Below are 11,783 nucleotides of genomic sequence, written 5' to 3'. Positions count from 1 at the left end.
GTGGTTGTGGCGGAAGATGAGGCTTTGATCAGGCTCGATACCGTCGAAGCTCTCGAGGATGCCGGCTATGACGTGGTCGGCCAGGCAGCCAGCGGCCAGGAGGCCATTGATCTGACTCGTGAGCTGAGACCCGATGTAGTCGTTATGGACGTGAAGATGCCCGGTACCGACGGCATTACCGCCGCCACTGAGATCGGCAAGGAGAATCTGGCGCCGGTGGTTATGCTGACGGCGTTTTCTCAGCAGAGTCTGGTCGAGAAGGCGGCTGATGCTGGGGCTATGGCCTATGTGGTCAAGCCCTTTGCTCCGGAAAAGCTGCTTCCGGCCCTTGAGGTGGCCATTTCACGCTTCGATCAGATCAACGCCCTGAAGGACGAGGTAACCGACATGAAGGCCCGTTTCGAAGCCCGGAAGCGGGTGGACAGGGCCAAGGGCCTGCTCATGGAGAGCATGGGCATGACCGAGTCTGAGGCCTTCCGCTGGATCCAGAAGACATCCATGGACCGCAGGCTGACCATGCAGGAGGTGGCCGACGTGGTCATCAACAACGTGGCCAATCAGAACGATCGTTAGTCATTCTTATGGAAGACCAGACGAAGGAGCAGGACAAGGACGGCCGCACCCTGCTGGTCGTCGATGGACATTCGCTGGCCTTCCGGGCCTTCTATGCCCTTCCCGTCGAGAGCTTCACTACCTCGACGGGGCAACCCACCAACGCGGTATGGGGCTTTGCCACCATGCTGGCGGATGTAATGGCCAAAGAGAAGCCCACTCACATGGGCGTGGCCTTTGACGTCAAGGGCGGCACCTTCCGCAACGCAATGTTGCCCCAATACAAGGGCACCCGTGAAGCCGCTCCCAAGGAACTGCTGAGCCAGTTGCCTCTGATCCAGGACCTGCTTAAGGGCCTGGGCATCACCTATATCGAAAAGCCCGGTTACGAGGGCGACGATATCATCGGCACGCTGGCCACCATGGGGGAGCAGGCCGGGTTCAAGACCCTGGTCCTGTCGGGGGACAGGGATGCCTTTCAGCTAGTGGACGACGACATCACCGTGCTCTACCCAGGCCACCACTTCAAGAACCTCAAGCACATGACGCCCCAGGCCATCATGGATCGCTACAAGGTGACCCCAGAGCAGTATCCGGATCTGGCCGCCATGCGCGGCGAGGGGGCCGACAACATCCCTGGCGTGCCGGGTGTGGGCGACGGCTATGCCGCCAAGTGGATCAACAAGTACGGATCGTTGGATTCCATTCTGGAACACGCTGACGAAATAGGCGGCAAGAAGGGCCAGGCATTGGCGGAGAATGCCGACCAGGTGCGGCTCAACCGGAAGGTCAATGCCCTGGTGCGCGACCTGGATCTGGGCGTGAAGGTGGAGGATCTGCGTTTCGGCACCATCCATACGGATCAGGTTCTGCCCATCTTTGAGCAGCTGCAGTTCGGCCCGCAGACCCGCAAGAAGATCCTGCGCGGATTCAACACGGTTGCCGATTACGATTACTCTCCAGCTTCAGCGCTGGTGGATGTCAGCAACAAGCAAGAGGAGTTCACGCAGCCCGAGCGTGATAAGGCGGAGTCCGCCGACCAGCTGCGGGACTGGTGTGAGAAGCATCTGCCGGATAAGGCCCTCTGCCGGCGCTCGGCAGACCATGTCAAGGCCATGGCCGATGCCCTGGACCAAATCAAAGACATCGGAGACTCCGACCAGAATGCCATGCGCTGCAGTGAAGCCATGAAAGAGCACTGGGTTCTTCACGCTATCGGCTGGGCCAAGCACGGCGACTACGGCCTGGAGGAACTGGCTATTCTCTCCATGGATGGCCACGGCCTGGTCCTTATGGCGGAAGACATTGACGAAGCCATGCGTGAAGCCATCCAGGAGCTGATTGACCAGCGGATTGGGACCTGCGTGGTCCATGGTTACAAGGAGCATCTGCACTTCTTGGAGAGCCAGGGACTGCACATGTCCCTGCCCCTGTTCGATACCAAGCTGGCAGGCTATTTGGCTGAGCCTGATTTCCATGCTGACAATCTGGAACAGGCCGTAGCCCACTTCCTGGCCATCCCCGTAGAGGAGGAGCCTGAAGCCACACAGGGGGCCCTGGCCCTTGACGGGCGAGAGGATGAGGACGAGCGTCGGCGGGGGACTCGGATTCTTCGTCAGGCGCAATACGTTATGATGGTTTCCGAGCGCCTGCAGGAACTTATGGACGAGCGTCATCAGTACGGGCTGCTCCGCACCATAGAGCTGCCCACCTCCGCAGTCCTGGCGCAGATGGAGACCGAGGGCGCCAAGGTGGACGATGCCCGCCTGAAGGAGATGCACGACCGGTTCGCTGCAGAGGCCCGTCAGGCTCAGGAAATCGCTTGGGATAAGGCCGGCAGCCGTGTCAACCTGCAGAGCCCCAAGCAGCTTAGCAAGGTGCTCTTTGATGATATGGGCCTGGTGCCCACCCATAGGACTAAGACCGGTTCCTATTCCACCAACGTCTCGGTCCTGCAGGACTTGTATATAAAGTCGGTCAACAACGAACGGGCCAACGACTTCCTGGGTGCGCTCCTCAAGCACAGGGAGACCAACAAGCTCAAGCAGATCGTGCAAACCCTGCGCGAGGCTGTCAATCCCCGGGATGGACGGCTGCACACCACCTATGAGCAGACCGTGGCCGCCACTGGCCGGTTGAGCTCGGTTGATCCCAACTTGCAGAACATTCCCAACCGGGATGCCCGTGGGCGTGAGATTCGTTCGGCCTTCGTGCCTGGCAGCGGGTACGAGGCGCTGCTTTCCTCGGACTACTCCCAGGTGGAGCTGCGGATCATGGCCCATCTTTCCGGGGACCAGGCCTTGATCGATGCCTTCAAGTCTGGCGCTGACTTCCACCGGTACGTGGCCAGCCTGGTCTACGACATCCCCATGGAGGAGGTCACCGGGGACCAGCGCTCCCATGTGAAGGCCATGAGCTATGGGCTGGCCTATGGGCTGAGCACCTATGGCCTGGCCCAGCAACTCAAGATCAGCCCGGCCGCGGCTGATGTGCTGCGCGCCAAGTACTTCGCCACCTTCGGCAAGGTCCATGAGTACTTGGAGTCCCTGGTGGCCGATGCCCGTGAGAAGGGTTACACCGAGACCATGTTCGGTCGGCGGCGCTACTTCCCAGGGCTGCGTTCCAAGCGCCGTCCCACCCGCGAAGCCGCCGAGAGGGCTGCTCTGAACGCGCCCATCCAGGGGTCAGCTGCCGATATCATGAAAATCGCCATGATCAAGGCCAGCCGTGCCTTGTCCGATCAGGGGCTGAAGAGCCGAATCTCCCTGCAGATCCACGATGAATTGCTGGTGGAGATCGCTCCCGGAGAGACCGACAAGGCCACCAAACTGGTCAAGGATTCCATGGAACATGCCGTTGAATTGGCCGTGCCCCTGGATGTGTCCACCGGCATTGGCCAGGATTGGGAGCTAGCCGCTCACTGAACTAACATGGGGTGGCTTGGGCCCAGCAGGATCCGAGGAGGGATCGTTATGTCTGATGGGCAAGATGAGGTTCAGAGGCCTTCGGTGTCCCTGGGCCAGGTTGTGGATCTGCTGGAGGGGCTTTACCCCTTGGAATACGCAGAGGACTGGGATTATCCGGGTCTGGTGGCGGGGGATCCGTCCTGGCCGGTCAGGCGGATTTGGTGCGCCGTAGACCCTCGGCCCGATGTGGTTCAGGAGGCTCTTGACCACAAGGCCGACCTGCTGATCACCCACCATCCGCTCTTCTTCAGGTCGGTCCACCAGGTTTCCGGCCAGGATTTCCGCGGGGATATGATAACCAGGCTGATTGAGGGCCGTTGTGGGCTCTGGGTTGGGCATACCAACGCTGATGCTGCTTACCGTGGCGTGGCCCAGGCCGCTGCCGATGTTCTTGACCTGCAGGAGGCGAGACCACTGGCTCCTCAGTCGGTCTCTAAACGCGATTTACACGCTGATCAGGGGATCCAGGTAGGCCTGGGTCGTTGGGGACGGCTTCCTAAGCCCACACCATTTGAGGATTTGGTCCATACCATGGCGGACCTCCTGCCCAAGACGGCTCTGGGTGTTCAGGCGGTCGGTGTGCCCGAGGCCATGGTTTCCACGGTCGCCCTGCTGCCCGGCTCTGGGGACTCCGAGTTCGACCTGGTCCGGTCCACGGGGGCAGATGTCTACATCACCAGCGATTTGCGCCATCATCCTGCCACGGATGCCTACCAGCAGGCCCTTTATGAGGCCCGGATGGCGGGTCGTCCGAATCAGCCCAGACCCATGCTGATCAACACCCCGCACTCGGCCATCGAAAGTCTCTGGTTCCGCTACGCCAAGGGAGACATTGCCCGGGCCCTGGAGATGGCTACTGGTGTTCGTCCACAGGTGGAGGTCTCATCGATCGTCACCGACCCTTGGACCATGGTGGTGCGCTGACGGCTGGGGGTTGATGATTGAGGAGGAATGATTGCATGAGCGGTGAAGCACAGGATCTGCAGGCACGATTGGCCGCCAGACTGGCCGACCGGGATGGCCAGGGGCCCAAGGGCATCGATATGGACCGTGTACCCGAGCTGATAGATGATAGGGAGGTCTTCCGCGGCCCGATATTCGTTATCGACCAACAGCAGGTGGCCATGTTCAGGCGTGACGGTTCTAAGGAGATCATCGGCAGACAGCTCATCCGTCACGCCCCCTGCGTGGTCATGCTGGTGCACGACTGCACTGCCGATGCCTATCTGCTGACCCGTGAGTACCGGGTGGGCGCCCAGGCCTACGTATTCGGCCTGCCAGCCGGCTTCATCGACCCGGGTGAGAGCCCTGTCAAGGCCGTCCTGCGCGAGCTGCGCGAGGAGACCGGTTTGGTACCCGGGCCTGAGGGTGCTCCGGGCTCAGAAAGCCATCTGGATCCGGACAACGGCTGGATTGATGCCGCTCCCGATGTCTACTCCTCCCTAGGCATGAGTGACGAGCTCGGACACATCGTGGTCCTGCATTTGCGTCGCTGGCATCAGGGGCCAACCGACTTCGACCCGGGCGAGCACATCCAGTCGGCCTGGGTCTCCTGGCAGGAGCTCTGCGCAGCAGGAGTCGCCGATGCCAAGGCGGTGGTTGCCATTCAGCGCGAGGCCATCCGTCGTCTGCAGAAGGATTGATATCGAGGCATAAAGTTCATGATTGGTCAAGCAGAACATACCAGTGGTATGATAGCTTTTGTCGGACAAGATGGTCAGACCAGGATGGTCAGGCATTGATGCACTGACAGGAAGGGGAGCACCGCATGGGCACGCCGAAGGATCCCGAAGGACATCGCAATCAGATCCTTGATGTAGCCCAGCGGCTCTTCCTGGAAAAGGGCTACGACGGAACCAGCATTCAGGACATTGTCGATGGTCTGGGTGGCATGACCAAGGGAGCTGTCTACTATCATTTTCCTTCCAAGACGGCCATTTTCCATGCGGTCACTGAGCGCATGGCTTCGTCCTCATCCCAGGAGGACTGGCTGGGGGAATGGCCCGGAAAAACTGGCCTGGACAAACTGCGCAACGAGCTGATTGCCTCCCTGTCGGCTTACTCGCGTCTCGATGTGACCTTTTCAGCCAGAACCTTGTTGAAGAGCCCCCGCATGGTCGGGGAGATGTACTTGAAATCCATGGACAGGATTGTGGACGTGATCACTCCCTACGTTCGTGAAGGCGTGGAGGACGGCTCCATTGCCTCCTGCAATCCCGAGGATCTGGCCCAGGTGCTCTATATCCTGCTCAACATGTGGATAGGGATCCGGTTCTCGACCATGACTCGGGACCAAGTGGTTTCCAAGTTTACTCTGTTGGCCGATATGCTCAAGGGGATCGGGGCACCGGTCATAGATGATCGGGTCATTCGCGCAGCCGTACACTTGCATGCGCATCTAAAGAGCAATCCACTGACTGCCACCGGTGGGGAGTCCACTCAGGAGAAATTCGACCAGGATCAGGATCACGAGGCCTCTCTGAGCCGAGAGATCTCATAGGGCCTAGAGGGCTCTGGCGATTGGCAAGATTCGGGTACTCAACGGGTGAATGGTTTTGTTTCCGCTAAACATACCATTGGTATTTTTGAAAGGAGTTTCATGAAAGTTCTGGAGGCGGACGGTATCGTCCAAGTGTTTGAAGGCAGGGAGGTGCTGGCTGGGCTGGACCTGTCATTGGAGCAGGGCGAGATTCTGGGCCTGTTGGGAGCCAACGGAGCTGGCAAGTCCACGCTGTTGAAGATTCTGACTGGAATGCAGAGACCTGCCGGCGGACAGGTCCGTTTTCTGGAGAAACCTCTCAGCAAAGGCTACCCGGGCAGTTTGGCAAGGATGGGGGTGTCCATCAACGAGCCCGTGTTTTATGAGTCCCTCAGTGCCAGGCAGAACCTGGAGATCGACCTGTCCTACCATGCGTTGGCAAGCGGGGAGCATAGAGCCGTTGATTTCGCCGGAATCAGCCAACTCTTGGAGAACGTCGGATTGACTGCCGATTCAACCACGCCTGTTGGCAGATATTCCATGGGCATGAGGCAGAGGCTGGCCCTGGCAAGATGCATGGGCCATCATCCTGACCTTTACCTACTGGACGAGCCGCTCAACGGATTGGATCCTGTGGCCATCGGACAGCTGCGAAACAGCCTGCGAAGTCTGGCTGCCCAAGGCAGTGCGGTCCTCTTTTCCAGCCACATCCTCTCCGAGGTGCTGCACACTGCCGACCGCGTGATGGTGGTGGCGGACGGCAGGGTAAGTCTGCGGGCCAGCGTCTCTGAGCTCCTCAATAAGGGCCAAGAGGCCGCCGAACAGACCCTGATCAATGCTATGGAGGGCTGATATGAAGACGCTGCTGCAATTGGAGCTGAAAAAGACGAGACTATGGCCCTGCATTTTCGCAGGACTGGCAGTGGTGGCCGCATCCTTGGCCCTGGGAGGCATGTTCCTGGCCATTGGCCACACGAGCGGGCGGTCTGATCCTCGGCTGTCCAGTCTGGCTTTCGTGTTGCAGATGGCCATGGTCATCCTTCTGGTAGGTTTCTCTTTGGTGGCCGCTGCCCTCTGCAACCTGGTCTTCATCGAACCCTATACAGGGAGGAATCTGACACTCACCCTGTCGTGTCCCATCTCGCGGGAACGAATCCTGCTGGCCAAACTGGAGTTCGTCGGCTTCTTCACGGCCCTGTCCTATCTCGCGGGGACGGCCGTTACCCTGACCGTCTTGCTGCTGGTCGACCGTCTTGTGGGTTCACTCGGAAAGGGTTCGCCAGGCAGCCTGTTCGGACAGGTTCTCTTCATGCTGGTCACCAGTCTCGCGGGACTGGTAGGGCTGGTCGGCATCGCCCTTTCCTTGGGCTTCTGGAAGCGCTCGCTGCCAATCATGTTTGGGGTCCTGCTCCTGCTGGACGCTTTGGTGGGCAACCTGCTCTCCCTTTCCCCACTACTGTCTGCGTTGGTACTTCTTATCATCTTTCTGACGTCCCTGCCGGCCTGGTGGTTGCTTCACCGGACTCTCATGAAGATCGAACTGCCCTGAACGGCTGCCGACCATGCAGGAACTTCTGAAGAACAAGCCTTTCGTGACCATGGTTCTGGCCAGTCTGTTTAATACGGTCGGGGGCGAGCTCTTCAACATCGTCTTCATCGTCTATGCCCAGACCATGCCCTTTGCCGGACTCATAGCTTCAATGGCCTGGGTGGCGCCAACTCTGACGGCCATCCTGACCGGATACTTGGCCGACAGGACCGTGCACAAGACACGGATGCAAGTGGTGATCAAGCTGATTCAGGTGTGTATTTACCTGGCTATGGCCATAACAATCGGCAGGTCCAAGAGTTTGCCCGTCTTTCTGCTGCTGGTAGCCATGGACATGACATCTTCCATGCTGGAGGGATATGCGGGCAGTCTGTGGATGCCGGTCCTCAAACACCTGGTCCAGCCAGACCAGCTCCACCAGGCGACCTCGATCACTTCCGCTGCATCCAATGTCGCGGCTGTAATCAGTGCAGGCGGAGGTGCGGTGTTGATCGCTATCCTGGGCAACAGATTCGCTGTATTCGCGCTGATCAATGCTGCCACCTTTCTGCTGGCGGGAATTTTGGTGGCCATTGGCTATAAGGCATTCGCCAGGGCGGAGGTCACAGGCAATGGTTCACCTGTGGGCAAGCATGTGGGCCTGTCCTCCAGCCTCCGTATGGCCTTGGGGGAGTTTCGCAGCTCTACATTCCTGGTCCTGATGGTGGGCTTCGGCTGTCTGGTCAACCTTCTGGGGACGACTCTGCAGCCCCTGCTCAATCTGGGGCTGATTTCCATGCCCGAGGTCTGGTGGGGAAGCTACGGCACAACCATAGCCGTAATCAACGGCATCTCCTCGCTTGGACTAATCCTTGGCGCACTCCTTGCCGCAGATCCGCTCAGGCGGCTGCCCATGGCCCATTTGCTGACCGGAGTCATGGCCGCAGCCGCCATGGTAGGGATCAACCTGGTATGGCTGCACATTCCTGCCCTGCTGTTCCTCCCGCTCCTGGTCATGAACTATCTTTTGGGCAAGATCAACCCTCGGTTCATGACCATGCTCATCAGCACAGTGGGCGAGGACCACCTGGCTGCAACTATGGGAGTGGTACAGACTGTCATGATGATAGGGGCGCCTCTGGGGCAGATGATTTTTCTAACGCTGGGAAATCTGGTCGGCATCGCCATCACCATGTCGATTTATGCGAGTCTGACGGGCCTTCTGGCTCTGACGATTCTCCTTACAGGATTGCTGGGCATGAATGCCAAGGATCCGACTCCCGACATGGGACAAAAGCAAAAGTCGGGCTAGCCGGATTTGAACCGGCGACATCCTGCACCCAAAGCAGGCGCGCTACCAAGCTGCGCTATAGCCCGGCGCCCATCAGTATCACCGTATGGGCACAATGTATCAATATAGCACAGGGTCGGGTCCCCACTGGACCTCTAGGGGTGAGCAGGGAGCAGGAACAGCTCTGCGCCTGCGGTTACCATGGTGACCATGACAGTGGAAGAGACATGGGCGGCGCCGCAGGCGGGTGGCCCCTTGGATGCAACGGTGACCATACCGGGGAGCAAGTCCCTTTCGAACAGGTATCTGATTCTGGCAGCCCTGGGAAGTTGCCCTGTCAGGTTGACTGGTCTACTCAGGTCACGTGATACGGACCTGATGATTCAGGCTCTGGAGGCCCTTGGCGTGAGCTGTCGGGTTGACCCGAACAGTCCCACAGAAGTGGCAGTTGCTCCACCGGCAGGGGGACGTTTCCGTGGCGGCGCCCGGGTAGAATGCGGACTGGCTGGAACCGTTATGCGTTTCGTGCCGGGTCTGGCCATGCTGGCTGATGGTCCCACACACTTCGACGGGGACCAGCAGGCCTATCGGCGACCTATGAGGCCCCTGTTGGACGGCCTGACCCAGTTGGGAGCCAAGATAGATTACCTGGGCCAGGAAGGTTTCCTGCCCTTTGTGCTCACACCGCCGGACCGCCTGGTAGGCAGGGAGGTGACCATAGACTCCTCGGCATCCTCGCAGTTCATTTCCGGCCTCCTGCTCCTGGCTGCTAGGGCTGATGGCACTATGACCATCGTTCACTCTGGTCAGCATCTTCCTAGTCTTCCGCACATCGCCATGACTGTTGAGGATCTGCGTCAGGCCGGAGTCCAGGTTCAGGCCAATCTCGACCGTTGCAGGTGGAGTGTTGAAGGCAGGGGATCTGCTGGGACGCAGCTGCCTGATCAGATCCAGGTGGAGCCCGACCTGTCGAATGCGGCCCCCTTCCTGGGAGCGGCCCTGATAGGTGGCGGACAAGTCAGCGTGCCCAACTGGCCAGATCGGACAACACAGCCAGGCGGCTTGCTGCCCAAGTATTTGGAGACCATGGGCGCGAAGGTAGACATGGTTCCCGACGGTCAGGGTAGCGCCACCTGTAGGGTGACCAGCGCGGAAGCCATCCATGGACTCGGCGACTTCGATCTGTCTCCCGCGGGGGAGATTGTGCCATCTATTGCAGCCATCCTGGTTTTTGCGGACAGGCCCAGTCGCCTGCACGGCATCGGCCACCTGCGTGGTCATGAGACCAACCGGCTGAAGGCGCTGGCCGCGGAAATCACCAGAATAGGAGGTCGAGCCCGCGAACTGGATGATGGCCTGGCCATTGAGCCTGTGCCGACTCAGCGTATGCACGGGGCCGTCATGGAGACCTATGCCGACCATCGCATGGCTACTTTCGCCGCCATGATTGGTCTTAAGATACCCGGCATCCGGGTGCGCAACATCGGTACCACGGCCAAGACCATGCCTGACTTCCCGGGTATGTGGAAGCGAATGCTGGCAGGCGAGGTTCAAGGCTGAACCAGAGCGATTCAAGCGAAAGGAGCCGTGTTATGAGCATCGAGGATGAAAGGCAGACCTGGCAGGAGGATCTGGATCTGGCCATCGCCATGGCCGATCAGGCCGATCAGGTCACCGTGGGCTACTTCAAGTCGCCAGATCTTAAGGTGGAATGCAAGGCGGACAATACCCCGGTCACCCAGGCTGACAAAGAGGCGGAGGCAGTGATTCGTCGCGTTTTGGCCCGAGCAAGGCCCAACGATACCATCTATGCCGAGGAGTTGGGAAAGCAGGAGTCCAACGGCAGGCGTTGGATTATCGATCCGATTGACGGGACCAAGAACTATGTGCGCGGAGTCCCCGTCTGGGCGACTCTGATTGGCTTGGAGGTAGACCATCAGATGGTGGTCGGCACGGTATCGGCCCCCATGCTGGGCACCCGTTGGTATGCCGCGCGGGGTCAGGGAGCCTACATGGCGCGTCAGGGCGAAGCCCCCAGGGCCATCCACGTATCAAATGTGAACCGGATGGAAGACGCCTCCATGTCCATATCGTCGCTGACTGGGTGGAAAGCCATAGGACGTCGGGAGCGGCTTCTTGACTTGACCGATCGGATCTGGCGCCTGCGTGGTTTCGGCGACTTCTGGCAATACATGCTCTTGGCTCAGGGGGCTATCGATCTGGCGGCAGAGCCGGAGCTTGACCTCTATGACATGGGTGCGTTGGTCCCCATCGTGACCGAGGCAGGGGGCAGCTTCACTGACTTGGCAGGCAACCCGGGTCCTTGGGGTGGCAATGGCCTTGCCAGCAATGGTCTTCTGCACGAGGAGGCCTTGGCGGCCCTGGGGGATTGACATATACAAGAAGGTCGGTGACCACATACATTACTGTGGTCACCGACCTTCTTCGTTCTTAAGACCAAGTTCTTAGAACCAAGACTCAATCACAATCATCTATCCTTCAACCAATTAGTGAGATTGAGAGGACAAGTCCGGTCAAAGGTCAGGCCCGGAACTTGTTGCCGTAGGCATCGCCCTGGCTGGCGACGACCTCTGCCTGGCGGGCGATGGAGAGCTCCTCGTTGGTGGGGATGACGCAGACGGCGACCGTGCTGTCGGGGGTGGAGATGATCCGGGCCTCCTTGGACCGCTGGTCGTTCTTCTCCTGGTCCAGCTTCACGCCGAAGGGCTCCAGCTGTTCGACGACCCGGCGACGCACGATCTCATCGTTCTCGCCCACGCCGGCTGTGAAGGTGATGGCATCCAGGCCGCCCATCTGGGCCGTGTAGTTGCCGATGTAGCCGACGATGCGGTGGATATAGATGTCAAGGGCCAGCTTGGCATCCTCATCGCCCTCGGCGATCAGCTTGTGGACCTCGCGCATGTCGCCATGGCCGGTCAGGCCGGTCATGCCGGAGCGCTTGTTGAA

Annotated in this window: 10 protein-coding genes, 1 tRNA gene and 1 pseudogene; 10 read left to right on the top strand and 2 right to left on the bottom strand. The window is 59.6% G+C overall.

Going from position 1 to position 11,783, the window contains the following annotated elements; genetic code table 11:
* From AC0AP0_RS05015 to AC0AP0_RS04980, 8 genes are all read left to right on the top strand, one after another.
* Positions 1-573, top strand: a 573-nt coding sequence (locus AC0AP0_RS05015) for an ANTAR domain-containing response regulator (protein ID WP_490429572.1), incomplete at its 5' end; no start/stop codon positions are given.
* Between the two features lie 8 nt (positions 574-581).
* A complete protein-coding gene (gene polA, locus AC0AP0_RS05010) occupies positions 582-3,476 on the top strand; it encodes a DNA polymerase I (protein ID WP_198208461.1) in 2,895 nt (964 codons plus the stop codon).
* Positions 3,477-3,524: 48 nt separating this feature from the next.
* Entirely contained in the window at positions 3,525-4,442 is a 918-nt protein-coding gene (locus AC0AP0_RS05005; protein WP_490429571.1) for a Nif3-like dinuclear metal center hexameric protein, read from the top strand.
* A gap of 35 nt (positions 4,443-4,477) precedes the next feature.
* Positions 4,478-5,161, top strand: a complete 684-nt coding sequence (locus AC0AP0_RS05000; RefSeq protein ID WP_490429570.1) for an NUDIX hydrolase — start codon at positions 4,478-4,480, stop codon at positions 5,159-5,161.
* 125 nt (positions 5,162-5,286) lie between these two features.
* Positions 5,287-6,018, top strand: a complete 732-nt coding sequence (locus AC0AP0_RS04995; protein ID WP_490429569.1) for a TetR/AcrR family transcriptional regulator — start codon at positions 5,287-5,289, stop codon at positions 6,016-6,018.
* A 99-nt stretch (positions 6,019-6,117) separates the two neighbouring features.
* Positions 6,118-6,849: an ABC transporter ATP-binding protein gene (locus AC0AP0_RS04990; protein WP_490429568.1), complete on the top strand. Its 732-nt coding sequence runs from the start codon at positions 6,118-6,120 to the stop codon at positions 6,847-6,849.
* 1 nt (position 6,850) lies between these two features.
* Positions 6,851-7,546, top strand: a complete 696-nt coding sequence (locus AC0AP0_RS04985; RefSeq protein ID WP_490429567.1) for an ABC transporter permease — start codon at positions 6,851-6,853, stop codon at positions 7,544-7,546.
* A gap of 13 nt (positions 7,547-7,559) precedes the next feature.
* Complete coding sequence (locus tag AC0AP0_RS04980) at positions 7,560-8,837, top strand: MFS transporter (RefSeq protein ID WP_490429566.1); 1,278 nt, start codon at positions 7,560-7,562, stop codon at positions 8,835-8,837.
* Here the strand turns inward: AC0AP0_RS04980 and AC0AP0_RS04975 are convergent.
* Positions 8,829-8,902 (bottom strand) — tRNA-Pro (locus AC0AP0_RS04975). The two genes, AC0AP0_RS04980 and AC0AP0_RS04975, sit on opposite strands and share 9 nt — an antisense overlap.
* 118 nt (positions 8,903-9,020) lie before the next feature.
* On the opposite strand from AC0AP0_RS04975, the gene aroA reads away from it, so the two are divergent.
* A complete protein-coding gene (gene aroA, locus AC0AP0_RS04970; RefSeq protein ID WP_490429573.1) occupies positions 9,021-10,376 on the top strand; it encodes a 3-phosphoshikimate 1-carboxyvinyltransferase in 1,356 nt (451 codons plus the stop codon).
* Between the two features lie 32 nt (positions 10,377-10,408).
* Positions 10,409-11,209, top strand: a complete 801-nt coding sequence (gene hisN / locus AC0AP0_RS04965; protein ID WP_490429565.1) for a histidinol-phosphatase — start codon at positions 10,409-10,411, stop codon at positions 11,207-11,209.
* A 148-nt stretch (positions 11,210-11,357) separates the two neighbouring features.
* Here the strand turns inward: hisN and AC0AP0_RS04960 are convergent.
* Positions 11,358-11,783 (bottom strand): annotated as a pseudogene (locus AC0AP0_RS04960) (acetate kinase); the annotation flags it as partial.

The organism is Bifidobacterium sp. POST2/T3 (B1) (genome assembly GCF_058197115.1).
The sequence above is the reverse complement of the archived record's forward strand: the minus strand, read 5'-3'. Positions and strand labels throughout refer to the sequence as shown.

Excerpts from the sequence above, each read along its gene's own strand:
- AC0AP0_RS05005 (WP_490429571.1), top strand. The coding sequence starts at position 3,525 with ATGTCTGATGGGCAAGATGAGGTTCAGAGGCCTTCGGTGTCCCTGGGC.
- AC0AP0_RS04995 (WP_490429569.1), top strand. The coding sequence starts at position 5,287 with ATGGGCACGCCGAAGGATCCCGAAGGACATCGCAATCAGATCCTTGAT.
- AC0AP0_RS04990 (WP_490429568.1), top strand. The coding sequence starts at position 6,118 with ATGAAAGTTCTGGAGGCGGACGGTATCGTCCAAGTGTTTGAAGGCAGG.
- polA (WP_198208461.1), top strand. The coding sequence starts at position 582 with ATGGAAGACCAGACGAAGGAGCAGGACAAGGACGGCCGCACCCTGCTG.
- AC0AP0_RS04985 (WP_490429567.1), top strand. The coding sequence starts at position 6,851 with ATGAAGACGCTGCTGCAATTGGAGCTGAAAAAGACGAGACTATGGCCC.
- AC0AP0_RS04980 (WP_490429566.1), top strand. The coding sequence starts at position 7,560 with ATGCAGGAACTTCTGAAGAACAAGCCTTTCGTGACCATGGTTCTGGCC.
- hisN (WP_490429565.1), top strand. The coding sequence starts at position 10,409 with ATGAGCATCGAGGATGAAAGGCAGACCTGGCAGGAGGATCTGGATCTG.
- AC0AP0_RS05000 (WP_490429570.1), top strand. The coding sequence starts at position 4,478 with ATGAGCGGTGAAGCACAGGATCTGCAGGCACGATTGGCCGCCAGACTG.